We start from the raw sequence: 24645 nt of genomic DNA, 5'->3' as shown, positions 1-24645 counted from the left end.
TAAAACTATTCTTATCTTTAAAATTGGGCGCAAAATTATATCAAACTGTAAGGAAAACAAACATTTTTCTGTCCTTTTAATCTACATTTTGAGCCAAAATAACAATCTGTAAGTAAATATGCGTGTTTTTATTGCAGATTATTATTTGTTGTAAAAAAGTAAATCGAAAGCCGGGGAAGATGTCTTTCTATGTCGGGGAAAGGTCGTAATTTTGCCAGCGAATTCAGAATAGTCACAGTGACAAGTAGTATTAATTAAAGGTATTAAGGTATGAAAAAGATTGAAGCAATTATCCGTAAGACCAAGTTTGAAGAGGTCAAGGAAGCCCTGCTGACGTCGGATATCAACTGGTTTGAATATCACGACGTACATGGTATCGGACAGAGCCGTCAGGAACGTATCTACCGTGGTGTGATGTATTCAACGGATGTCATCGAGCGCGTAGCCATCACTATTGTTTGTCGTGACCAGTTCTTGGATCCCACCATCAAAGTACTGCTTGAGGTGGCCCATACTGGAGAGGTAGGTGACGGACGTATCTTTGTGAGTGATGTGCTGGAGACCTATTCTATTCGCACAGGCGAGAAGGGTGACACCGTATTGAGAGACAAGAAATAGTTCGACGTTAAACGTTAAACATTAAACATTAAAAATTAAACATTAAGATTTTCAGGATTATGAACGAAATAGGAATTTCACTCGATACCGTATGGATGCTATTAGCGGCCATGTTGGTTTTCTGGATGCAGCCCGGTTTTGCGCTGTGTGAGGCTGGTTTTACACGTGGTAAGAACACGGCCAACATCCTGATGAAGAACTTTGTCGATTTTATGTTCGGCTCGTTGCTGTTCTTCTTCCTTGGTTTCGGCTTTATGTTTGGTGCCGATACCCTGGGTGGTTTTATAGGTATGCCCAACTGGGGTGACCTGAGTTTCTATGAGAGCGATCTGCCCGTAGAGGGATTCTTGATTTTCGAGACGGTGTTTTGTGCTACCTCAGCTACCATCGTGAGTGGTGCCATGGCAGAGCGCACCAAGTTCTCTATGTACCTTATTTATAGTGCTGTCATCTCACTGATTATCTATCCTGTGGAGGGTCACTGGACCTGGGGTGGTGGCTGGTTGTGCAATGATGCTGCCGATAGTTTCATGATGACAACCTTTGGTGATGTGTTCCACGATTTCGCTGGTTCTGCCATCGTTCACTCTGTAGGTGGTGTGCTGGCTCTGATTGGTGCTCTGGCACTTGGTCCCCGTGTGGGCAAGTATGATAAGGAAGGAAAGAGTCGTGCTATCCCCGGTCATAATCTGGCTATGGCTGCCCTGGGTGTCTTTATACTCTGGCTGGGATGGTTTGGCTTCAATCCCGGTTCTCAGTTAGCTGCCAGTGGTGAGGTGAATCGCATCGCTATTTCTCACGTATTCCTGACCACTAACCTCGCTGCTGCTGCAGGTGGCGTTGCTACCATGTTTCTTACCTATATTAAATATGGTAAGCCCTCACTCTCTTTGACGCTTAACGGCGTGCTGGCCGGTCTGGTGGGTATCACCGCTGGTTGTGACCTCGTATCTCCTTTCGGTGCAGTCATCATCGGTTTGGTTTGTGGTGTCGTACTGGTTTTCGCCATCGAGTTCATTGACCATAAGTTGCATATCGACGATCCTGTAGGTGCAAGTTCTGTACACGGTGTCTGTGGTATCCTGGGTACTATTATGACAGGTCTGCTGTCTGTCAGCAATGGTGCTTTCTACGGTCATGGCTGGGGATTCTTCGGTGCGGAGTGCTTCGGCGTATTCGTGATCGACCTCTGGGCTGCTGTTTGCGGATTTATCCTGTTCTATGGTATTAAATATATCCACGGACTGCGTGTCAACAAGCGTATTGAGGAGGAAGGTCTCGATATCTATGAACACGGAGAAGCGTGCTATAACTAGGACTCACCCCCAACCCCTCCCTGAGAGGGAGGGGAGCGGTTCGATAATAAAATATTAAACAATTAAATAAGAAACGATTATGAAGACAATTATTATTAGTACAATATTATCCATCTCAGCGCTCACCTCAGTAGCACAGGTATCTACTCCCCTCCCTCCCAGGGAGGGGCCGGAGGTGAGTCTTAGTGCTGATGTTGTAAGTAGTTATATCTGGCGTGGTCAGAATCTGGGAAGCACAGCTGTGCAGCCTACACTGGGCGTAGCCTATAAAGGTCTGTCGTTGACAGCCTGGGGCAGTTATGGACTCGTGAATCCTGCTGACACCAAGGAGTTTGACCTGACGTTGGCTTATGCCATTGGCGGACTGAACATCGGTATCACTGATTACTGGTTTAACCAGGCAGTGAATGGTGATCCCCTGAACCGCTACTTTAAATATGAGGCCCACGGCACCAACCATGTGTTTGAGGCTAACGTAGGATACGACTTTGGTGTGGCTTCACTCCAGTGGTTCACCAATTTCGCAGGAAACGACGGTGTAAACAAGGACGGCAAGCGAGCCTACAGCAGTTATGTCGAGACCATTGTCCCATTTAAACTCGCTTCTGTCGATTGGACTGCCACGGCTGGCGCCGTCCCGTTTGCTACCGATTTCTATAATGGCTGGACGAGTGGTTTCGCTGTAACCAACCTGTCGTTGAAAGCAACGAAGGATATAAAGGTTACGGACTCGTTCTCTGTCCCTGTGTTCGCACAGGTTGCTGCTAACCCTTGCACTCAGAATGCCTATTTTGTAGTAGGATTAACCCTGATACCATAGTTTGTTTTCAAAAACTGCATTTTCTTTTACCGAAAGCGGAACATCCTTATTGGGTTTCCGCTTTTTTTCGTATTTTTGCAACCGTTTTAAGCGATAACAGCAGATGAACACGACGATATTGACCATTACAGGTTCTGACGGCACAGGCGGCTCTGGCGTGCAGGCTGACATCCGACTTATCCATGAGTTGGGTGGACGGGCGGCATCGGTCATCACCTCTATCACCGTACAGAATACGCTGGGTATTCAGGAATTTCATGATCTGCCAGCATCTGTGGTGCGCCAACAGGTGGAGGCTATCATCAATGACCTGCAGCCACAGATTGTGAAGATAGGACTGTTGCGTCGTACGGATGTAGTGGAGATGCTGGCCGAGGTGTTGCGCAAATATCAGCCCCGTCAAATCATCTATGCGCCGGTGCTTACCTCTACCAAGGGTGAACAACTGGTGTCGGCCACAGTCTATGAGTCCATCAAGCGGCTTCTGCTGCCACTGTGCACCATCGTGCTGCGTCCGTCAGATCTCCCTACAGGTCCGCGTCATCATGGTGATGCCAATCAACTGGCGTCAGCTCTGGCTTATTATCTCAGTCTGGGTGAGACTCAGCGGGATGCCATGCTTCATGCGCAGACTTACCTGAAAGCGTTGCCCGCAGATTATGCTGAGGGGAATAGTCGCAGCGAGGAACTGTATAACCAGTTTCTGATGGCTGTAGAGCACTATTTTAATTGCTATGCCGACGTGGCTTTCTATGCTGAGCAACTCAATGTCAGTGCCCGCTACTTAGGACAGGTAACGCGTCGCATCAACGGACGTTCGCCCAAGGCGATCATCGACGAGCGCATTATGAACGAGATCACCTCTTTGCTTACCTCTACCAACCGTCCCCTGAAAGATATCGCCCAGCGTCTTGGCTTCTCGTCGCAGGCTCATCTCTCGCGTTTCTTTAAGAAACATAAAGGGCAGTCGCCAACGGAATTTCAACACAAAAATAAATAAATACAAATGACAAACGAAAGAACATTACTCAACCGCCAGTTGGCTCAGATGCTGAAGGGTGGTGTTATCATGGACGTGACTACTCCTGAACAGGCTAAGATTGCTGAGGCTGCCGGCGCCTGCGCTGTGATGGCCCTCGAACGTATTCCTGCTGATATCCGCGCTGCGGGTGGCGTGAGTCGTATGAGTGACCCGAAGATGATTCGTGGTATTCAGGAGGCGGTGAGCATTCCGGTGATGGCAAAGTGCCGTATCGGCCATATTGCTGAGGCTCAGATTCTGCAGGCTATCGAGATTGACTATATTGACGAGAGCGAGGTGTTGAGTCCTGCAGATAACATCTATCATATCGACAAGACGAAATTCGATGTACCCTTTGTCTGCGGTGCCAAGAATCTGGGCGAGGCCCTGCGTCGTATTGCTGAGGGTGCCACGATGATTCGTACCAAGGGCGAGCCTGGCACGGGTGATGTGGTGCAGGCTGTGAGTCATATGCGACTGATGCAGAGCGAGATGCGTCGTCTGGTCAGCATGAGTGAGGATGAACTCTTTGAAGCCGCCAAACAGTTGCAGGCGCCTTATGAACTGGTGAAGTTTGTGCATGAGAACGGTAAACTGCCTGTGGTCAATTTTGCTGCTGGCGGTGTGGCAACGCCTGCCGATGCAGCCTTGATGATGCAGCTTGGTGCCGAGGGCGTGTTCGTGGGCAGTGGCATCTTCAAGAGTGGTAACCCCGCCAAGCGTGCCGCTGCCATCGTGCAGGCTGTGACTAATTACAAGGATGCCAAACTGCTGGCCGAACTGTCAGAGGATCTGGGTGAGGCGATGGTAGGTATCAACGAGCAGGAAATACAACTATTAATGGCTGAACGCGGAAAATGAAAGTGGCAGTATTGGCCCTGCAAGGGGCATTTATAGAGCACGAGCAGGTGCTGCAGCGCTTAGGCGTTGAAACTGTTGAGATTCGTCAGTTAAAGGATTGGCAGCAGCCTATCGATGCGTTGATCCTCCCTGGTGGCGAGAGTACCGTTCAGATGCGCCTATTGAAGGAACTCGGCTTGTACGAACCTATTCGCGAGGCTATCCTCATTGGTATGCCCGTCCTGGGCACCTGTGCCGGTATGATACTTCTGTCGGAGGGACGCCTGGGCACGATGGATATCGAGGTGCGCCGCAACGCCTACGGACGGCAGTTGGGCAGTTTCCATACCGTGGATACCGTCAAAGGCATTGGCACGGATGTTCCCATGACCTTTATCCGTGCTCCCTATATCGAGCGCGTGCTGAGCGACAAGGTAGAAGTCCTGTCCACCGTCGATGGCCATATCGTGGCTGCCCGCCAGGGCAATCAGCTTGCTACCGCCTTCCATCCGGAGCTCGACGACGGCACCCGTCTGCACGAGTTGTTCCTGGGGATGGTTGTTGGACGCTCTGACAAGGAGTAGTTTTTGTTTGTTCGACTGGTTACAATCTGCAAGAAAATGCATTCTTTTTCTTGCAGATTGTTATTTTGGGTGAAAATGTAGATTGGAAAATGAGACGCTTTTCGGTTGAAAAGCGAAAGAATTCGTAACTTTGCAGTCCATAAAATACATTCGTTTTATGGACACAAAATATATCTTTGTTACAGGCGGTGTCGTTTCCTCGTTGGGAAAAGGCATTATCTCCGCCTCAATAGGAAAATTGCTGCAAGCACGCGGTTATAAAGTAACCATTCAGAAGTTTGACCCCTACATCAACATCGACCCAGGTACGCTGAACCCCTACGAGCATGGCGAGTGCTATGTGACGGCCGACGGTATGGAGACCGATCTGGACCTGGGGCATTATGAGCGTTTCACTGGTATTCACACCACACGCCATAACTCTATTACCACCGGTCGTATCTACAAGACGGTGATAGACCGTGAGCGTCGTGGCGACTATCTGGGCAAGACCATTCAGGTGGTGCCTCATATCACGGATGAGATTAAGCGCAGGATGCTGCGAGAGGACGAGCAGAATGAACAGCTCGACTTCGTCATCACTGAGGTGGGCGGCACCATCGGCGATATTGAGAGTGCGCCCTTCATGGAGGCCATCCGACAGTTGCGCTGGCAGTTGGGCAGAAATGCCGTGTGTGTGCACCTGACCTACGTGCCCTACCTGAAAGCTGCTGACGAGTTGAAGACCAAGCCCACACAGCACTCTGTAAAGGAGTTGCAGGGCATGGGTATCCAGCCCGATATCCTGGTGCTGCGCACGGAGCGTCATCTGGACGACGGCATGAGGATGAAGGTGGCATCGTTCTGTAACGTGGACCTGGAGTGCGTGGTACAGAGTGAGGATATGCCCTCTATCTATGAGGTGCCCGTGAGCATGCAGCATCAGGGACTGGATGCCGCCATCCTGCGTAAGATTGGCATCCCCGTGGGCGAGACACCTGCGATGAAGCCCTGGCACGACTTCCTCGACAAGCAGCGCAATGCCACGAAGGAGGTGCACATCGGACTGGTTGGCAAGTACGACCTGCAGGATGCGTATAAGAGTATCCGTGAGAGTCTGAACCTGGCTGGTATATATAATGATGTAAAAGCAAAGATCCACTTCGTCAACAGCGAGGAGGTGACAAAGGAGAATATCGCAGAGAAACTGAAGGGCATGCAGGGCGTGCTGATTTGTCCGGGCTTCGGTCAGCGTGGTATCGAAGGCAAGATTATCGCCGCGGAATACACCCGTACGCACGATATCCCAACGTTTGGTATCTGTCTGGGTATGCAGATGATGGTCATTGAGTTTGCGCGCAACGTGCTGGGCTACAAGGATGCTAACAGTGCGGAGATGGACGACAAGACGCCGCACAACGTCATCGACATCATGGAAGAGCAGAAATCGATTACGCAGATGGGCGGTACCATGCGTCTGGGTGCCTATGAGTGTGAGCTGGTGAAGGGCAGCAAGGTCTACGAGGCCTATGGCGACGAGACATTGATTAGCGAGCGCCACCGTCACCGCTATGAGTTCAACAACAAATATCAGGAGGAGTACGAGGCCAAGGGCATGAAGTGCGTGGGTATCAATCCTGCCGCCAACCTGGTGGAGATCGTGGAGATTCCTGAGAAGCGCTGGTACATCGGTACACAGTTCCACCCCGAGTATTCTTCTACGGTGCTGCATCCTCATCCACTGTTTATGAGTTTCATTAAAGCCTGCAATCATTCTTGCGTCCCTTCGGTAGCAAGCGCCACCCTACGGGATGTCGAGCGAAACATTAAAGATTAAACATTAAACATTAATGGAGCAGTTAAAGCATGAGTGTGGCGTGGCGATGATTCGCTTGTTGAAGCCCCTGGATTATTACGAGAAGAAATATGGTACGTGGGCCTATGGTTTCAATAAGCTCTACCTGATGATGGAGAAGCAGCACAACCGTGGACAGGAGGGTGCTGGTATTGCCTCGGTGAGCCTGACCAACGAGCCCGGCACGGAATATATGTTCCGTGAGAAGGCCGAGGGTAAGGATGCGATTACGCAGATTTTCTCTCGTGTCACGGAAGAGATGAAGGGAGAACTGCTGATGGGTCACCTGCGCTATTCTACCACGGGAAAGAGTGGACTGACGTTTGTGCATCCCTTCCTGCGTCGAAACAACTGGAGAGCAAAAAACCTCTGTCTGTGTGGTAACTTCAATATGACCAACATCGACGAGGTTTTTTCTTTTTTGACAGCCCAAGGTCAAAGTCCGCGTATCTATGGTGACTCATATATCACGCTGGAGCTGATGGGACACCGTCTGGACCGTGAGGTGGAGCGACTCTATCAGGAAGCTACGGCAAAGGGACTGACAGGCACAGCTATCACGCATTATATCGACGAGCATGTGGAGATGGCCAACGTGCTGCGCTCTACGATGGAGCACTACGACGGCGGTTATGTGATGTGCGGTCTGACGGGGAGTGGCGAGATGTTCTCGGTGCGCGACCCCTGGGGCATCCGTCCTGCGTTCTATTATCGTGATGATGAACTGATTGCCATTGCCAGCGAGCGTCCTGTGCTGCAGACCACTTTCGATATCCAGGCAGAGGATGTGCATGAGTTGAAGCCTGGTCAGGCTATCATCGTGCATCAGAACGGTGAGAGTCAGCTGGAGCAGATCATGCCTGCACAGAAGTTGAGCGCCTGCTCATTCGAGCGCATCTATTTCAGTCGCGGTTCTGACCGTGACATCTATCAGGAGCGCAAACGGTTGGGCGAACAACTGACTCCGGCTATTCTCAAGGCTATTGATAATGATGTAGCCAACACCGTGTTTTCATATATTCCTAATACGGCAGAAGTGGCCTACTATGGTATGACAGACGGCTTCCGACAGCAGGGTTACAGCGTGAGAACGGAGAAGGTGGTGTGGAAGGACATCAAACTGCGCACCTTCATCACAGACAACTCCGAACGTAATGACCTGGCTGCCCATGTCTATGATATCAGCTATGGCAGTCTGAAGGAGGGCGTGGACAACCTGGTGATTATCGACGACTCGATTGTACGCGGCACTACGCTGAAGGAGAGTATCTTCAAGATTCTGGACCGTCTGCATCCCAAGAAAATCGTGATGGTATCGAGTTCACCGCAGATTCGTTACCCAGACTACTACGGTATCGACATGGCACGTCTGGAGGAGTTCTGTGCTTTCCGTGCCACGATGGCGCTGATAGAGGAGCGCGGCATGTGGCAGCTGGTTAACGATACCTACCTGGCTTGTAAGCGTGAGCTGGAGAAGCCGAAGGAGCAGATGGAGAACTGTGTGCGTGCGGTGTATGCACCCTTCACCGTCGACGAGATCAACCATAAGATTGTGGAGATGTTGCGCCCTGTGGATATGAAGGCGCCCATCGAACTGGTATTCCAGAGTATCGAGGGACTGCATGAGGCTTGTCCTGACCACCCTGGCGACTGGTATTTCACGGGCCATTATCCCACACCAGGCGGCACGAAACTGGTGAACCAGGCGTTTGTGAACTATGTCAACAAAACTTACACATTGAAAGAAAATAATGGTGGTTTACTTTCAGATTGTAAGTAATGAAAAGTTTTTAGATTTTTGTTGCAAGCAAAATAAAGGATAATCTGACAGAACGATATAACTTTGCAGCCGTAAATAAACAAAGTGTAACCAAAAAGTAAAAAGATGGAAGCATTAAGATTTCAGGTTGTCGGAGAGGCATTCAAAAAGAAGCCACTCGACGTAAAAGCACCAAGTGAGAGACCTAGCGAGTATTTTGGCAAGAAGGTCTTCAATCGTGAGAAAATGTACAAGTACCTGCCTAAGGACGTGTACGAGAAGATGATTGATGTGATGGACAATGGCGCTCGTCTTGACAGAGCCGTGGCCGATGCTGTTGCTGCCGGTATGAAGCAGTGGGCTACCGAGAATGGCGTCACTCACTATACGCACTGGTTCCAGCCTCTGACTGAAGGTACTGCCGAGAAGCACGACTCGTTCATTGAGCACGACGGCAAGGGTGGTATGGTAGAGGAATTCAGCGGAAAACTGCTGGTCCAGCAGGAGCCTGATGCTTCTTCATTCCCCTCTGGTGGTATCCGTTCTACCTTCGAGGCTCGCGGCTACTCTGCATGGGATCCTACTTCTCCTGTATTCATTATCGACGATACCTTGTGTATTCCTACCGTGTTTATCTCTTATAGCGGTGAGGCCCTCGACTATAAAGCACCTCTGCTGCGTGCCCTGCACGCTGTGAACGTAGCTGCTGTAGATGTTTGCCATTATTTTGATCCTGCAGTGAAGAAGGTCACTTCCAACCTGGGTTGGGAGCAGGAGTACTTCCTTGTAGACGAGGGCCTCTATGCTGCCCGTCCAGACCTATTGCTCACTGGTCGTACCCTGATGGGACACGACTCTGCAAAGAACCAGCAGATGGACGACCACTATTTCGGTGCTATCCCCGAGCGTGTGCAGGCCTTCATGAAGGACTTGGAGTTCGAGGCTCTGGAACTTGGTATCCCCGTTAAGACCCGTCATAATGAGGTTGCGCCCAACCAGTTTGAGCTGGCTCCTATCTTCGAAGAGACCAACCTGGCTGTTGACCATAACATGCTGCTGATGTCGGTCATGAAAAAGGTTGCTCGTAAGCATGGCTTCCGCGTACTGCTGCACGAAAAGCCCTTCGCGGGTATCAACGGTAGCGGTAAGCACAACAACTGGAGCTTGAGTACTGATACGGGTGTGCTGCTGCATGCACCTGGTAAGACACCTGAGGCCAACCTGCGCTTCGCTACATTCATTGTTGAGACGCTGATGGGTGTTTATCGCCACAACGGTTTGCTGAAAGCTTCTATCATGAGTGCTACCAACGCTCACCGTCTGGGCGCCAACGAGGCACCTCCTGCCATCGTTTCTTCATTCCTCGGCAAACAACTCTCTGAGTTGCTTGATCATATCGAGAAGGCTGACAAGGACGATCTGTTGGCAATGGCTGGCAAGCAGGGCATGAAGATGGATATTCCTGAGATACCAGAGTTGCTCATTGATAATACCGACCGTAACCGTACATCTCCTTTTGCCTTCACAGGCAACCGTTTTGAGTTCCGTGCCGTAGGTTCTGAGGCCAACTGTGCCAGCGCGATGATTGCCCTGAACAGTGCCGTTGCTGAGGCTCTGGTTGACTTCAAGAAGCGTGTGGATGCCCGTATTCCTGAGTTTGCAGATAAATTGAAGGGTACCGGGCACAGTGCCACCTTCCACGCTATTATCGACGTGCTGCGCGAGGATATCAAGACCTGTAAGCCTATCCGCTTTGATGGTAACGGCTATTCTGACGAGTGGGTAGCTGAGGCTGAGAAGCGCGGTCTGGACGTAGAGAAGTCTTGTCCCAAGATCTTCGAGCGTTACCTTGACGAGGCCAGCATCAAGATGTTTGAGAGTCTGGGTGTGATGACTAAGAAAGAGCTCGAGGCTCGTAACGAGGTGAAGTGGGAGACCTACACCAAGAAGATTCAGATTGAGGCTCGTGTGCTGGGTGACCTCTCTATGAACCACATCATCCCTGTGGCTACACGCTACCAGAGTGAGTTGCTTACCAACCTGAACCACATGTCTGTTGTGTTCCCCATTGATACCGCTGATAAGCTTTCTGCTCGCAACAAGAAGATTATTCAGGAGATTTCAGAGCGTACTTCTGCTATCGAGAAAGGTGTAGAGGAGTTGGTTGAGGCTCGCAAGAAGGCCAACAAGATTACTGACGAGCATGAGAAGGCTATTGTCTACCATGACAAAGTAGAGCCTTATCTTGACGAGATTCGCTATCAGATTGATAAGTTGGAGCTCATCGTGGATGATGCCCTCTGGCCCTTGCCAAAATATCGTGAACTGCTATTCATCCGTTAAGGATACAAATTCTATAAAGCGAAAGTTCCGTAAGTTGAAGCTTGCGGAACTTTTTTATTTCTCTCTCCTCACTATCTGCCAAGAGGAAGGGGTGACCTGTTATAGAATGTGTTTGGCTATGCGTTTGGCTAATGCCATGATGGTGAGAATAGGGGGAAGTCCTAATGACTGAGGCAGGAGTGATGCATCGCAGACGTAGAGATTGTCGGGTAGGAGAGGGGAATGGAGTGTCTCTACTGAGCCTCAGCCATACGCTTACCAGCTTCGTAGGCTTTTTGTGTATCCTGTTCCCAGTGCTCGTTGCGCCACTGCATTTTGCCTTCCTTGGAAAACATTCCCAACTCGTAGTTATCGTAGTTCTTTACCTGGCAGGTGTTATAGGCTACCAGTTTTTTAGGCTGTCCAAGTGCAGCGGTGATACACATCTCTTTAGCGCCAAAGCCCTGACTGTTGTTCTGTTCGGGAGTACCGTTCATCGTCTCCATCAGTACCACGGGCATTTTCTTTGGTGCAGTCAGGCTGTAGTCATTGTATGAAAGCCAAGGAAATTCCAGACGCTCGAGGAAGGCGTGCATCTCGGCTGTTACTCCACCGAAGTAGATGGGTGATGCCAGTGCCAGGCCATCGGCTGTGGCAATTTCTTCAAGTACAGGAGTCAGCGCATCTTTAAACTTACAGATGTTGCTGGCTTTTCCCTTCAACTTGCATGCCATGCACGACATACATCCCTTGTAGTTCATATCGTACAGACGTACTACCTTCACCTCGGCACCACCATCGCGTGCACCCTCGGCAAATTTCTCACACATGACAGCCGTATTCATGTTCTTGCGTGGACCGCCATCAATAACAATAATTTTCTTCATTTTATTCTCTGTTTTCATTATGTTGTTTTTGTATCAGTTGCTTGCAGTATTTCCAACCGTTGGTTGACCAGAGTGCCCATGCAATGAGTACTGGCTGGAAGAATAGGCGTATCAGACGGGCGTTGTCGGTGTTCAGATTAAAAGCATCGATGTGGTTAACATACTGATTGATGTTGCCTGGGAAGATCAGAATATAAAACAGTGCCAGTAATGTGCCTACTAAGGGGCGGAACCTCTTGACCATAAATAGCATGCTCAGACCCAGTGCGATTTCCACGACGCCCGACGCCAGAACGACGAAGTCGGTGAAGGCTGGTGAGAACTGTATCCATGTGGGCACTTGTGCTACGAACTCCTGACGGGCTATTGTCAGGTGGGCAGTGCCTGCATAAGTCATAAACATACCTAATACTAATCGGGCTAGTAACTTTACGTATTTCATTTGTTTTCTCGTTTAATTTTGTGTTTAACTTATTATTTCGGTGCAAAGGTAAGAAATAAAATTATATCGCAAGCGATTTAAGTTGATTATTTATAAGTATTTAACAAATATCGCTTACGATATATTTAAATCTTTAAGTCCATGTGATGTAGTAAAAAGACTGTGATTTGATAAAAACCTCCTGAAAATAAAAAATCCTCAACCTAAGTTGAGGATTTGGCGCTTCAGGATGGGCTTGAACCAACGACCCCCTGATTAACAGTCAGGTGCTCTAACCAACTGAGCTACTGAAGCAGTGCTTTCGTTTTCTCGATTGCGGGTGCAAAGGTACGGCGAAAATTTGAATTCTGCAAACTTTTCGGGAAAAATTTTCAATGAAACGTGATTTTTTTATAAAAAGTAGGGAAAAAAGGTGCATTTTTAAGTAGAATGCGCTAAATTTGCAGGCAAAATAATATATAAAGATATGAACAGGCGTATAAAAACCATACTGATATCACTACTGATGTTGCCCCTGACAGTCTCAGCTCAGACCAATCATCAGTTGGAGGTGGGTAAAAATCTCGATATTTTCAATGCGTTGTACAGTAATCTGGATCTGTTTTACGTGGATACATTGAATCCCAAGCAGACCATGACGGCAGCCATTGACGGGATGTTGCGCTCACTGGACCCCTATACCGAGTATTATCCTGAGGAGGAGACAAAGAACCTGAAGATGATGCTGACCGGTAAATATGCAGGTATCGGTGCGCTGGTGAAATATCACACCCGCTTGAAGCATGTAGTGATTGACGAGCCCTACGAGGGGATGCCTGCAGCAGAGGTGGGCTTGAAGAAGGGTGATATCATCCTGAGTATCGATGACTCCGTGATGACCGACAAGCAGGTGTCGTATGTCAGTTCGCATCTGCGTGGTGATGCCGGCACTACCTTCGTGCTGAAGGTGAAGCGCCCCTCTACCGGTAAGGAGATGAAGTTCAAGATTACCCGTAGGAATATCAAGTTGCCCGAACTGCCTTATTGGGGCATGCGTCCAGACTCTATAGGTTATATCAACCTGAATCAGTTTACGGAGGGCTGCGCCAAGAGTGTACGTCGTGCTTTCGTAGAACTGAAACAGCAGGGTGCCAAGGGACTGGTGTTCGACCTCCGTGGTAATGGCGGCGGTTCCGAGATGGAGGCTGTGGATATTGTGAATATCTGGGTGCCCCAGGAACAGACCGTCGTTGAGAATCGTGGCAAGGTGCGCCAGGCCAACCGTGTGTATAAGACGCGCCTGGAGCCAGTGGATACAGTGATGCCTATCGTGGTGCTGGTGAATGGCGAGACAGCCTCGGCTTCAGAGATTACCAGTGGTGCGCTGCAGGACCTGGACCGTGCAGTAGTATTAGGTACGCGTACGTACGGTAAGGGACTGGTGCAGGTGCCCCTTGACCTGCCCTATAATGCCAACGTGAAGATTACCACCTCTCATTATTATATTCCCTCTGGCCGTTGTATCCAGGCGGTGAACTATAAGCGTAACGGTAAGGAGCGTATTGCCGATTCCCTGACGAACGTCTTCTATACCCGTGGCGGACGTGAGGTGCGCGATGGCGGTGGAATCAAGCCCGATGTGGAACTGAAGAACGACACCATGCCGAATATCGCCTATTACCTCTCGGCTGGCGGACTGGATTCTACGGAGGTGCTCTTCGATTATGTGGTGGACTATATTGATCATCATCCCACGATAGCACCCGCAAAGGACTTCCATCTGACTGATGCCGACTGGCAGGCATTCCGCCAGCGAGTCATAGAGAGTGGCTTCTCTTACGACCCAGTATCGCAGAAACAGTTTGATGAACTGGTAAAGACGGCGAAGTTCGAGGGCTACTACGACGATGCCAAGGAGGCTTTCGAGGCTCTGGAGAAGAAGCTGAAGCACGACGTGGCCAGCGACCTGGATAAGCATCGTGAAACCATCCAGCAGATTCTGGAACTCGACATCGTTGGAGCCTATTATTACCAGCGTGGCAGTATCGAGGCTGGGCTCAATTACGACAAGCAGTTGAAGGAAGCCGAGCGCCTGCTGAAGACCCCCGCTGAATATCGTAAAATACTGGAACCTAGGCAGAAAAAGTAAAATATACATAGAAAAATTTGCAGGAATGGGGAAAAAGTCGTACCTTTGCACCCGTTCAGTGGAATGAGAGACCCGCAAGGGCCTCTCATTCTTGTTTAAATAACCGTTAGAATGATAACGAAAGAGACATTAAAGACTTTAACGGAAGAGTGGCTGCAAGGTCAGTCGGGCTACTTCCTGGTAGACATTGAGATGTGTGATGACGACCGTATCGTCATCGAGATCGACCATGCCGATGGCGTATGGATTGAGGATTGTGCCGCATTGAGCCGTTTCCTTCAGGAGAAGGTAGGCGACGAGATGGGCGACTATGAATTGGAGGTAGGCAGTGCCGGTTTGGGACAGCCTTTCAAGGTGGAGCAGCAGTATGCTAACCACGTTGGCGATGATGTAGAAGTTATTGATGCCGATGGCAAGAAGATTGTAGGTGTGCTGAAAAGCGTAGAGGGCCGTACGTTCGTCATTTCTACTCAGGAGAAGCAGATTCCTGAGGGCAAGAAGCGCCCTGTGAAAGTGGAAGTAGACAAGACCTACTCTATGGATGAGGTAAAATCTACAAAGTACGTGTTGAATTTTAAATAAAAAAACAGATAAATGGCAACAAAGAAAGAAATTGCAGGTCCCAGCATGTTTGAGACCTTTCAGGAGTTTAAGGAAACCAAGAATATTGACCGTACCACATTGGTGAGCGTGCTCGAGGAGAGCTTCCGCAATGTGCTGGCCAAGATGTTTGGTTCTGACGAGAACTTCGACGTGATTGTAAACCCTGACAAGGGTGACTTTGAGATCCACCGTAACCGTGTGGTAGTAGCCGATGGTGACGTGAAGGACGAGAACAAGGAGATTTCTCTCACCGAGGCTCAGAAGATTGAGCCCGACTACGAGGTAGGCGAGGAGGTTAGTGAGGCTGTAGACTTCACTAAGTTCGGTCGTCGTGCTATCCTGAACCTGCGTCAGACGCTGGCTTCAAAGATTCTGGAGCTCGATCACGATGCCCTCTATCAGAAGTATAAGGATAAGGTAGGCACCGTTATCAGTGGTGAGGTTTACCAGATGTGGAAGCGCGAGGTGCTCCTCATGGACGATGAGGGTAACGAGCTCCACCTGCTGAAGGGCGACCAGATTCCTTCTGACACCTATCGTAAGGGTGAGACTGTACGTGCCGTTGTGAAGGAGGTGCAAAACGAGAACAATAATCCTCGTATCATGCTGAGCCGTACCAGTCCTGACTTTCTGAAGCGTCTGCTCGAGGCTGAGGTGCCCGAGATCGCTGATGGCCTGATTGCTATCCGTCGCGTGGCCCGTATGCCAGGTGAGCGTGCCAAGATTGCTGTTGAGAGCTTCGACGACCGTATTGATCCCGTAGGCGCTTGTGTAGGTGTGAAGGGTAGTCGTGTACACGGTATCGTGCGTGAGCTTGGTGGCGAGAATATCGACGTGATCAACTACACCAGCAACGTACAACTGTTTATCCAGCGTGCCCTCTCTCCTGCCAAGGTTACCAGCATCACGCTCGACGAGGCTAACCACAAGGCTGAGGTTTACCTGCAGCCCGAGGAGGTTTCACTGGCTATCGGTAAGGGTGGTATGAACATCAAACTGGCTTCTATGCTCACAGAGCACACTATCGACGTATTCCGTGTGGTTAACGAGGGCGAGACCGACGAGGATATCTACCTCGACGAGTTCAGCGACGAGATCGACCAGTGGGTTATCGATGCTATCAAGGCTCTGGGTTACGACACTGCTAAGGAAGTGCTCAACGCTCCTCGTGAGCTGCTCATTGAGAAGGCCGACCTCGAGGAAGAGACCGTTGACCATCTGCTGGAAGTGCTCCGTGCGGAGTTCGAATAATTATCAAGTATCAATTATCAATTATCAATTCGACTAAATGGGAGTAAGATTAAATAAAGTATTAACAGAACTGAATATAGGACTTCAAACGGCAGTTGATTTCCTGAAGAAAAAGAGCAGTCTGGGCGAGATTCGCGACGACGCTACCACCAATACCAAGATTACTGACGAACAGTATGAGGCGCTGGTGCGTGAGTTTAGTGGCGACAAGGCCGTGAAGACGCAGGCCGAGAAACTCTTCACCAAGATGAAGGAGAAGAAGGATAAGAAGCCTGCTGAGAAACATGCGGTACCCGCTCAGGAGAAAAGCGACGACGCTGCACCTGCCCGTCAGCAGTTCAAGCCCCTGGGCAAGATAGACCTCGACAGTCTGAACAAGCCCAAGGCAAAGGCTGCCGAACCTGTTGTAGAGACAAAACCCGAGCCCGAGGCACCTGCCGAGCCCGAGGCTCCCGTAGTGAAGGAGGAGAAGAAAGTGGAGGCTGTAAAGCCTGCCGAGCCTGAGGTGGCAGAGCCCGTGAAGCCTGCAGAGCCAGAGCCTGTCAAGGAGGAACCTGTCAAGGCTCCTGTTGAGGAAGTGTCAAATGATGCTCCTGAGGCTAAGGAGGCTGAAGCACCCAAGGCAAAAGAAACTCCCGCAGAATCAGAGCCTGCTAACGATGGTCCTGAGATCTTCACCCTGAAGAGCGAGGCCAAGTTGGCTCCAAAGGTGAACGTACTGGGTAAGATTGACCTCTCAACCCTGAACCAGAGCACTCGTCCTAAGAAGAAGACGAAGGAGGAGAAGCGCAAGCAGCGCGAGGAGAAGGCTGCTCAGATGCATGGCGGTGCCAACAACGGACAGCCAGGCGAGAAGCGTAAGCGCGAGCGCATCCGTGGCGGTAAGGTTGACATTGAGGAGGCTGCAAAGCAGCAACAGCAGGGTCAGAACCAGAACAACAACAAGAAGAATAAGAACAAGGGAGGCAACCAGAACTTCCAGGACAATAACAACAACCAGCAGCAGGGCGGTAAGAACAAGAAGAACAAGAACCGCCAGCCTGTTCGCTCTATCGAGGCCAACGAAGAGGATGTTGCACGTCAGGTTAAGGAGACGCTGGCCCGTCTGACCTCAAAGACCTCTCAGAACAAGAAGGGTGCCAAGTACCGTAAGGAGAAGCGCGATGCTGTTCAGGAGCGTATGAGCGAGGAGATGGCAGCAGAGGCAGCACAGAGCAAGGTGCTGAAGCTCACTGAGTTCGTTACGGTGTCTGAACTTGCAACCATGATGGACGTACCTGTTGTGAAGGTCATCGGTACCTGTATGTCTGTGGGTATCATGGTGTCTATCAACCAGCGTCTGAATGCAGAGACCATCAACCTCGTTGCCGAGGAGTTTGGTTTCACCACAGAATATGTTTCTGCCGAGGTGCAGGAGGCTATCACTGAGGAGGTGGACGATGAGAACGATCTGGTTTCTCGTGCACCTATCGTCACGGTGATGGGACATGTTGACCACGGTAAGACTTCGTTGCTCGACTATATCCGCAATACCAATGTGATTGCCGGTGAGGCTGGTGGTATTACCCAGCACATCGGTGCTTACAACGTGACGCTGAAGAACGGTCAGAGTATCACCTTCCTGGATACTCCTGGTCACGAGGCCTTCACGGCTATGCGTGCCCGTGGTGCTCAGGTTACCGATATTGCTATCATCATCGTGGCTGCCGACGACTCTGTGATGCCTACTACCAAGGAGGCTATCGCTCATGCCCAGGCTGCCAACGTACCTATGGTATTTGCTATCAACAAGATTGATAAGCCAGGTGCCAACCCCGACAAGATCCGTGAGGACCTGGCCAATATGAACCTGCTCGTAGAGGAGTGGGGTGGTAAGTACCAGTGTCAGGAGATCAGTGCCAAGAAGGGTATTGGTGTCTATGAACTGCTGGAGAAGGTGCTGCTCGAGGCCGAGATGCTCGACCTGAAGGCTAATCCTAACCGTAAGGCTACTGGTTCTATCATCGAGTCTTCTCTCGACAAGGGTCGTGGCTATGTGTCTACCGTGCTCGTGTCAAATGGTACGCTGAAGGTGGGCGACGTTGTTATCGCAGGTACTGCCTGGGGTAAGGTGAAGGCTATGTTCAATGAGCGTAACCAGCGCATTGAGAAGGCCGGTCCTGCTGAGCCCGCTATCATCCTGGGTCTGAACGGTGCACCTACCGCTGGTGACTCGTTCCATGTGATGGAGAGTGAGCAGGAGGCTCGTGAGATTGCCAACAAGCGTATCCAGTTGCAGCGTGAGCAGAGCTTGCGTACCACGACGAAGCTTGGTCTGGACGAACTCTCACACCGTATCGCTCTGGGTGAGTTCCATGAACTCAATATCATCGTTAAGGGTGATACCGACGGTTCTATCGAGGCCCTCTCAGACTCGTTCATCAAGCTCTCTACCGAGAAGGTACAGGTCAACGTTATCTCTAAGGCCGTAGGTCAGATTTCAGAGAACGACGTGATGCTGGCCTCTGCTTCTCAGGCTATCATCGTGGGCTTCCAGGTGCGTCCTTCAAGTGAGGCTCGCCGCTTGGCTGAGCGCGAGGGTGTGGAGATCAATACCTACTCAATCATCTACGATGCTATCGACGATGTGCGTTCTACCATGCAGGGTATGCTCGACAAGGTGAAGAAGGAGATCGTTTCTGGTCTCATCGAGGTGAAGCAGGTATTCAAGATTTCGAAGGTTGGTACCGTTGCCGGTGGTCTGGTTACCGAGGGTAAGGTACACAACAAGGATAAGGCTCGCGTGATCCGTGATGGTATCGTGGTTCACACCGCTCCTATCGACGCCCTGAAGCGTTATAAGGACGACGCTAAGGAGGTGGCTACAGGTTTGGAGTGTGGTATCTCTCTGGTCAACTTCAACGATATCCAGGTGGGCGATATGATTGAGACGTTCACTGAGATTGAGGTGGAGCAGAAGCTGTAAGAAGGGAAAAGGGAATAGTGAAAAGTGAAAAGTGAATAATTTGCTACCGCTATGAAGAAGAAAGGATTTTGGACTGCTTTTGTGCTGCTTTGCGCTGTTGTGGTGCTGAGCGCATGTGGGTCAAATCGCGACGAGGATGTGGTCAGTCCTACTGACGATTCCAGTCAGTTTGTAACGCTCACCGATGCCGTGCCCGATGCCATCCTTGAGATACGTTATTACGGCACCTACAATTTCGTAGGTGCACGTATTGACGGCTACTTGGAGCCTACGGCACTGCTCACCCGCGTGGCTGCCGACAGCCTGCGCGCTGTCAGCGACGACGTCATCAGTCAGGGCTATCGCCTGAAGATCTATGATGCCTATCGTCCGCAGAAGGGTGTCGATCATTTTGTGCGCTGGGCAGAGAATGTCTCAGACACGCTGATGAAGACCTTCTTCTATCCCGATCTTGACAAGAGCGTGCTCTTTGAACAGGAGTATATCTACGAGAAGAGTGGGCATACGCGTGGCTCTACCGTTGACCTGACGCTCTTCGACATGCAGACAGAGAAAGAGCTGGACATGGGCGGCACGTTCGACTGGTTCGGCCCTGAGAGTCATCCTGACTTCTGTGGCAATCCTGAGACGGGCGAATACACAGGCGATAACTCTAAATCGCCTGCTGGTCGCAGCATCACCCCAGAGCAGTTCCGCCATCGCATGATTCTGCGCGAGGCTATGCTTCGTCACGGCTTCAAACCGCTGGACAGCGAGTGGTGGCACTTCACTTTAGCCAACGAACCATTCCCCGATACTTACTTCACTTTCCCAGTGAAGCAACTGAAGTAAATCTTACGGATTATACAAAATAATGAGAGCATGTCAGCAGATAGGTTGGCGTGCTCTTTTTTTTGTAAAGACAGAGTAACACAAGAACAAAGACACAATAACTTTTTTTAAAAGACACAATAACAAAATAACATAATATTTTTTTTGCGTTTTAATGAATATACACTAACTTTGCATCGTCATATATCTCAACCATTATGTTGGCGCTTAGCGCTCCCATAGACCTAAATTATAGTAAACTCAATTATACAGCTATGAAACATTTTAACTTATTAAAAACGACGCTCCTGCTATGTGCCCTAATAGTAGGTAGTTTGAGTGGTTGGGCAGATAAGGTTACAGACTATAATAATATAGTTTCTGGTAAGAAGTATTATATTGGAGCAACTACAGGTGGAAAAGATTACTATTTGTCTGTTAATGGTTCCTCAACAACCAACTCTATAGCAGGAACTGCTGTTTCTGATAAGGCGAGCGCAGCTATATTTACGTTCAGTGGAAGTGGAACTAGTTGGACTATTCAGTTCGAATCAGGAAACTATCTTTCGTTAAAGGATAGTAAAGACAATGGTAAAGTACAAGTGGTATCTTCTGCTTCAACGTTTACGGCGTCAAATGAGTCTAGTAAGATTCGACTTTCTAAAGGTAACTTTTCTATTCAAAAAAATAACTCTGGTACTCAATTTGGTTCGTATGGTAATACACAGACTGATATTTGGTTAGAAGAGGCCGCGGCAGCTTCTCCATTGGCATCTATTGCACTCTCTGGATCATATCCTACTTCTTTTAATGAAGGGGATGCTTTTAGTCATGAGGGAATGACGGTGACTGCTTCTTATGAGGACTTGAGTACTAAGAATGTAACGAGTAGTGCTACCTTCTCTGGTTACGATATGAGTTCTGTTGGAAATCAGGAGGTAACTGTAAGTTATACAGAGGGTGACATAACAAAGACTGCTAAATACGGTATTGTTGTTAATGCACTTCCAAAGTATACTGTATCTTTCTCCGATGGTGGTTCTGTGACTCAGGCTTCTTATGGCGCAAAAGTAACACTGCCGACACGTTCTGCTATTAGTTCATATACATTTGCTGGATGGAGTGAGACAAATATTCCTGATGAAACTACAACGACTCCTACAATTATTCCAGCAGGAGACTATACACCTACTGCAGATATTACATTATATCCTGTTTATTCGAAAACAGAAGGTGCCAGTGGAGTACAGAACAAAACTGCAAGCGTAACTATCTCAGATTATGCATCTGCTAAAGGTTGGACAAGTGGTACAAAATATACTACAATTGAGGCGGATGAGAATGTAACAATTGAAGGCGCTAGTAATGGAAATAATTCAAAATTCTATAATACCTCAACTCCTCATAATTGGCGTTTCTATGCCACGGATAATGGTAGCTTTACGATTACAACATCAAATGGCGTATTGACAAGTGCTACAATTACTTATACAGGTAATAAGTTGAAATATAATAATAATGATGTAACAAGTGCTACTCCAATTTCAGTATCTGGAACTTCTGCAACTTTTGTGGTGAGTGGTTCTAGTAGCAATTCACAAGTTTCTGCAATTGAGGTCAACTATACAATTGGTAATCAGGGCACGACCTACTACTGGTCTGCTCCCGTTGCAGCTACTGTGGAGCGCCCAGAGATTACTCTTGCTGCTAATCCTTTCACTTTCTCTACCACAGCAACAATTACATGCGCAACTAATGGTGCTGATATTAAATATAGCTATGATGGTACTAATTGGAGTGACTATTCTGCTCCTCTGACGATTACAGAGACAAAGACAATCTACGCAAAGGCTGTTTTGAATAGCGATGAGAGTCAGATAGCTTCTGTTACAGCAACGAAGAATCTTGTTGAGCCTACTGTGACAATTGATGCGACAGGCATCACAAATACTAACGTGTTCGCAGGAACAGATGCAGGTAGTCTCTCTGCCTCTGTTACCTATAATGATGCGCCTGTTGAAGGTGCTGTTGTTACTTGGAGTGTCGATAATGACAAAATTGCTACAATCAATGCTACTACTGGTGCTGTTACTCTTGTAGATAAAGGTACTGTTACCTTTACTGCTACTTATGCAGGTAATAGTGACTTTAGCGAGAAGACAGCTACTTACGAAATGACTGTTATTAATAACGATCCGAATGCTCCTGGAACAGAGGGCAATCCTTATACTGTTGCTCAGGCTCGTGCTGCTATTGATGCTGGTGAAGGAGTTACGGATGTATATGTTGCTGGTATCGTTTGTGAAGGTGGCTCAACTCTGAGCAGTGGTTCTATGAATTATTGGATTTCAGATGATGGAACAGAAACTGATAAATTCGAGATTTATAGGGGTAAAGGCTTAAATGGTGCTAATTTCACAAGCGTGAATGACGTGAAGATAGGAGATGTGGTTGTTGTTTATGGTGATATCAAGTTGTATGGTTCTACCTATGAGTTCAATACTGGTAGCAGACTTGTAACTCATAAAGCTAAGGTGTTGAATCCTACTTTCTCACCTGTTGCAGGAGTTGTTGCTGCAGGAACGACTGTGGCAATCAGTACTACTACTGAAGGTGCAACCATTTATTATACTACGGATGGCACGGATCCTACAACGGGAAGTGGTGTTTATTCTGCTCCTATCACTATCAATGTAACCACGACAATTAAGGCAATTGCAGTTAAGGATGGATTCCCCAATAGTGATGTGGTTGAGGCCTCTTATACAGTAGCTGCTCCCGTTGCTACCCCAACATTTTCTTTGGCAGAAGGTACCTATACCTCAATACAGACAGTTACAATCAGTACAGATACAGAGGAAGCAGATATTTACTATACCATAGATGGCTCAGAGCCTACAACTTCAAGCAATAAGTATTCTGCGCCTATTTCTGTTGATGAAACGATGAATATCAAAGCAATTGCTGTTAAGGATGGAATGGCAAATAGTGCAGTGGCTTCAGCAACTTATACCATTAATCTTCCTGATTATGCAGAATTGCCATTTAGCTTTAATAGTGGTAAAGATGATATTGCTTCTATTATAGGACTTACCCAATCTGGTTTGGGTTCTGATTATAATACCTCTCCAAAATTAAAATTTGATGGTACGGGAGATTATCTTGTATTGAAGATTAACGAAATACCTGGTATATTGTCGTTCGATATTAAGGGTAATACTTTCTCTGGTGGTACGTTTAAGGTTCAGACATCAGTAGACGGAGAGAACTATTCAGATTTGAGTGCATATTCTGACTTGGGTGATACTCAATCAGAAAAGTTCGATTTGTCAGCAGATGTTCGCTATATCAAGTGGATTTATACAACAAAATCAAGCGGTAATGTTGGTCTTGGTAATATTAAACTTACCAATACCAAAGAGATTGCTATCTCTGCTGCTGGCTGGGCAACCTATTGCTCTTCTGCTCCTCTTGACTTCACCAACGTCACTACATTGACTGCTTACACTGCTTCTAAGTATGGCAGCGCTGTGAAGTTCAATAAGGTGACGGGTAAGGTGCCTGCTAATACAGGTCTGCTGGTAAGAGGTGAGACTGCAAATGTACCTGTATGCGCTAGTGCTGAGGCTGTGTCGAACCTGCTGGTAGGTGTCACTACAGATACTCCGAAGGATGCTGGAACGATTTTCGTGCTGATGAAGGGCTCTAAAGGTATCGGCTTCTATAAGAACACCAATGACTTTACTCTTCGCGCAAATTCTGCTTATCTGCGTGCTGAGGATGTGGAAGGTTCTACTGCTCGTGCATTCATTGCATTGGACGACGAGACAACGGGTATCGCTGATGTAAAGGCTGTGAAGGAAGATGCAGAAGGCATGTTCGACTTGCAGGGCCGCAAGATTGCTAAGCCTACAAAGGGTCTCTACATTGTGAACGGTAAGAAGATCGTTGTAAAGTAATTAATGTTCAATTAATGAGTTATTAATGGTAATTAATGTAAATAGAACGAGGATATAATTATGAAAAAGGAATATATGACACCCTCTACGGAGGTTACAAAGATTCATACAATCCATATGCTGGCAAGTTCACCCTTGGATACTTCAAGTGAAACACCTCAGCAGGATGACTTCAATGAAACTACTGATGAAACGGGTAATAACCTTTCTCGTCATAGTTTCTGGGATGACGAAGAATAAATCATTAAAGACCGATGTTCGCAAGGATGTCGGTCTTTTTTTAATGTCTCACAGGATTTGTGACAATTGTGACAAATGACAACGCGTTTTTTTCTTCTTCCACGCAGATGAGGATAGAGATGATAATAGATGATGATATTAATAATGAAATAGATAATTGATTATTTACTTACTTACTTCTATTCTTATTACTAAGCCCTTCTCCACCAAGTGCGCAAAAATGACTGTCACAATTGTCACAATTGT

General features: G+C 48.4%; 18 protein-coding genes, 1 tRNA gene and 1 pseudogene. 16 read left to right on the top strand and 4 right to left on the bottom strand.

The window, feature by feature from the left end; genetic code table 11:
* Window positions 1–270: 270 nt before the first annotated feature.
* The 9 genes from L6466_RS12965 (at window position 271) to L6466_RS12925 (ending at window position 11135) form a co-directional block, all read left to right on the top strand.
* Window positions 271–618, top strand: a complete 348-nt coding sequence (locus L6466_RS12965; RefSeq protein WP_091816563.1) for a P-II family nitrogen regulator — start codon at window positions 271–273, stop codon at window positions 616–618.
* Between the two features lie 59 nt (window positions 619–677).
* Window positions 678–1934, top strand: coding sequence for an ammonium transporter (locus L6466_RS12960; protein WP_237802643.1), 1257 nt, complete (start codon window positions 678–680; stop codon window positions 1932–1934).
* A gap of 79 nt (window positions 1935–2013) precedes the next feature.
* The gene (locus L6466_RS12955; protein WP_091851245.1) at window positions 2014–2754 is read left to right on the top strand and encodes a TorF family putative porin; all 741 of its coding nucleotides are present in this window, start codon (window positions 2014–2016) and stop codon (window positions 2752–2754) included.
* Window positions 2755–2857: 103 nt separating this feature from the next.
* Complete coding sequence (locus L6466_RS12950) at window positions 2858–3754, top strand: bifunctional hydroxymethylpyrimidine kinase/phosphomethylpyrimidine kinase (protein WP_091851242.1); 897 nt, start codon at window positions 2858–2860, stop codon at window positions 3752–3754.
* 6 nt (window positions 3755–3760) lie between these two features.
* Window positions 3761–4636 (top strand): pyridoxal 5'-phosphate synthase lyase subunit PdxS, encoded by an 876-nt coding sequence (gene pdxS / locus L6466_RS12945; protein WP_091851239.1) that lies wholly within the window; start codon window positions 3761–3763, stop codon window positions 4634–4636.
* Window positions 4633–5199, top strand: a complete 567-nt coding sequence (gene pdxT / locus L6466_RS12940) for a pyridoxal 5'-phosphate synthase glutaminase subunit PdxT (protein WP_091816549.1) — start codon at window positions 4633–4635, stop codon at window positions 5197–5199. The genes pdxS and pdxT overlap by 4 nt, the downstream gene beginning before the upstream one ends.
* 157 nt (window positions 5200–5356) lie before the next feature.
* Window positions 5357–7015 carry a CTP synthase gene (pyrG, locus tag L6466_RS12935; RefSeq protein WP_237802644.1) on the top strand — a complete coding sequence of 553 codons (1659 nt, stop codon included), beginning with the start codon at window positions 5357–5359 and terminating at the stop codon, window positions 7013–7015.
* A 13-nt stretch (window positions 7016–7028) separates the two neighbouring features.
* Window positions 7029–8813, top strand: a complete 1785-nt coding sequence (locus L6466_RS12930) for an amidophosphoribosyltransferase (RefSeq protein ID WP_237802645.1) — start codon at window positions 7029–7031, stop codon at window positions 8811–8813.
* A 105-nt stretch (window positions 8814–8918) separates the two neighbouring features.
* Entirely contained in the window at window positions 8919–11135 is a 2217-nt protein-coding gene (locus tag L6466_RS12925) for a glutamine synthetase III family protein (RefSeq protein WP_237802646.1), read from the top strand.
* Between the two features lie 99 nt (window positions 11136–11234).
* Here the strand turns inward: L6466_RS12925 and L6466_RS14335 are convergent.
* From L6466_RS14335 to L6466_RS12910, 4 genes and pseudogenes are all read right to left on the bottom strand, one after another.
* A pseudogene (locus L6466_RS14335) lies at window positions 11235–11330 on the bottom strand (hypothetical protein); the annotation flags it as partial.
* A gap of 38 nt (window positions 11331–11368) precedes the next feature.
* Window positions 11369–12001, bottom strand: coding sequence for a flavodoxin family protein (locus tag L6466_RS12920; protein ID WP_237802647.1), 633 nt, complete (start codon window positions 11999–12001; stop codon window positions 11369–11371).
* Between the two features lies 1 nt (window position 12002).
* On the bottom strand, window positions 12003–12443 hold the full coding sequence (locus L6466_RS12915) for a DoxX family protein (protein WP_091816532.1): 441 nt from the start codon (window positions 12441–12443) through the stop codon (window positions 12003–12005).
* A gap of 217 nt (window positions 12444–12660) precedes the next feature.
* A tRNA-Asn gene (locus L6466_RS12910) sits at window positions 12661–12737 on the bottom strand.
* 172 nt (window positions 12738–12909) lie between these two features.
* Here L6466_RS12910 and L6466_RS12905 point away from each other — a divergent pair.
* The 7 genes from L6466_RS12905 to L6466_RS12875 all read left to right on the top strand — a co-directional run bounded on the left by L6466_RS12905 (window position 12910) and on the right by L6466_RS12875 (window position 24399).
* Window positions 12910–14571: a S41 family peptidase gene (locus L6466_RS12905; protein ID WP_091816529.1), complete on the top strand. Its 1662-nt coding sequence runs from the start codon at window positions 12910–12912 to the stop codon at window positions 14569–14571.
* Window positions 14572–14682: 111 nt separating this feature from the next.
* Window positions 14683–15153 carry a ribosome assembly cofactor RimP gene (gene rimP, locus L6466_RS12900; RefSeq protein WP_091816527.1) on the top strand — a complete coding sequence of 157 codons (471 nt, stop codon included), beginning with the start codon at window positions 14683–14685 and terminating at the stop codon, window positions 15151–15153.
* 12 nt (window positions 15154–15165) lie between these two features.
* Window positions 15166–16425, top strand: coding sequence for a transcription termination factor NusA (nusA, locus tag L6466_RS12895; protein ID WP_091851221.1), 1260 nt, complete (start codon window positions 15166–15168; stop codon window positions 16423–16425).
* Between the two features lie 37 nt (window positions 16426–16462).
* A complete protein-coding gene (gene infB, locus L6466_RS12890; protein ID WP_237802648.1) occupies window positions 16463–19390 on the top strand; it encodes a translation initiation factor IF-2 in 2928 nt (975 codons plus the stop codon).
* A 51-nt stretch (window positions 19391–19441) separates the two neighbouring features.
* Window positions 19442–20221 (top strand): M15 family metallopeptidase, encoded by a 780-nt coding sequence (locus tag L6466_RS12885; protein ID WP_237802649.1) that lies wholly within the window; start codon window positions 19442–19444, stop codon window positions 20219–20221.
* Window positions 20222–20475: 254 nt separating this feature from the next.
* Window positions 20476–24159 carry a chitobiase/beta-hexosaminidase C-terminal domain-containing protein gene (locus L6466_RS12880; RefSeq protein WP_237802650.1) on the top strand — a complete coding sequence of 1228 codons (3684 nt, stop codon included), beginning with the start codon at window positions 20476–20478 and terminating at the stop codon, window positions 24157–24159.
* A gap of 60 nt (window positions 24160–24219) precedes the next feature.
* Window positions 24220–24399 (top strand): hypothetical protein, encoded by a 180-nt coding sequence (locus L6466_RS12875; RefSeq protein ID WP_237802651.1) that lies wholly within the window; start codon window positions 24220–24222, stop codon window positions 24397–24399.
* The last annotated feature ends 246 nt before the right edge of the window (window positions 24400–24645 follow it).

Source organism: Prevotella communis (assembly GCF_022024175.1).
Lineage (GTDB): Bacteria > Bacteroidota > Bacteroidia > Bacteroidales > Bacteroidaceae > Prevotella > Prevotella communis.
Note: the sequence above shows the minus strand (reverse complement) of the source record. Positions and strands in the feature narration are given on the sequence as shown.

Excerpts from the sequence above, each read along its gene's own strand:
- L6466_RS12965 (WP_091816563.1), top strand. The coding sequence starts at position 271 with ATGAAAAAGATTGAAGCAATTATCCGTAAGACCAAGTTTGAAGAGGTC.
- L6466_RS12960 (WP_237802643.1), top strand. The coding sequence starts at position 678 with ATGAACGAAATAGGAATTTCACTCGATACCGTATGGATGCTATTAGCG.
- L6466_RS12955 (WP_091851245.1), top strand. The coding sequence starts at position 2,014 with ATGAAGACAATTATTATTAGTACAATATTATCCATCTCAGCGCTCACC.
- L6466_RS12950 (WP_091851242.1), top strand. The coding sequence starts at position 2,858 with ATGAACACGACGATATTGACCATTACAGGTTCTGACGGCACAGGCGGC.
- pdxS (WP_091851239.1), top strand. The coding sequence starts at position 3,761 with ATGACAAACGAAAGAACATTACTCAACCGCCAGTTGGCTCAGATGCTG.
- pdxT (WP_091816549.1), top strand. The coding sequence starts at position 4,633 with ATGAAAGTGGCAGTATTGGCCCTGCAAGGGGCATTTATAGAGCACGAG.
- pyrG (WP_237802644.1), top strand. The coding sequence starts at position 5,357 with ATGGACACAAAATATATCTTTGTTACAGGCGGTGTCGTTTCCTCGTTG.
- L6466_RS12930 (WP_237802645.1), top strand. The coding sequence starts at position 7,029 with ATGGAGCAGTTAAAGCATGAGTGTGGCGTGGCGATGATTCGCTTGTTG.
- L6466_RS12925 (WP_237802646.1), top strand. The coding sequence starts at position 8,919 with ATGGAAGCATTAAGATTTCAGGTTGTCGGAGAGGCATTCAAAAAGAAG.
- L6466_RS12920 (WP_237802647.1), bottom strand. The coding sequence starts at position 12,001 with ATGAAGAAAATTATTGTTATTGATGGCGGTCCACGCAAGAACATGAAT.
- L6466_RS12915 (WP_091816532.1), bottom strand. The coding sequence starts at position 12,443 with ATGAAATACGTAAAGTTACTAGCCCGATTAGTATTAGGTATGTTTATG.
- L6466_RS12905 (WP_091816529.1), top strand. The coding sequence starts at position 12,910 with ATGAACAGGCGTATAAAAACCATACTGATATCACTACTGATGTTGCCC.
- rimP (WP_091816527.1), top strand. The coding sequence starts at position 14,683 with ATGATAACGAAAGAGACATTAAAGACTTTAACGGAAGAGTGGCTGCAA.
- nusA (WP_091851221.1), top strand. The coding sequence starts at position 15,166 with ATGGCAACAAAGAAAGAAATTGCAGGTCCCAGCATGTTTGAGACCTTT.
- infB (WP_237802648.1), top strand. The coding sequence starts at position 16,463 with ATGGGAGTAAGATTAAATAAAGTATTAACAGAACTGAATATAGGACTT.
- L6466_RS12885 (WP_237802649.1), top strand. The coding sequence starts at position 19,442 with ATGAAGAAGAAAGGATTTTGGACTGCTTTTGTGCTGCTTTGCGCTGTT.
- L6466_RS12880 (WP_237802650.1), top strand. The coding sequence starts at position 20,476 with ATGAAACATTTTAACTTATTAAAAACGACGCTCCTGCTATGTGCCCTA.
- L6466_RS12875 (WP_237802651.1), top strand. The coding sequence starts at position 24,220 with ATGAAAAAGGAATATATGACACCCTCTACGGAGGTTACAAAGATTCAT.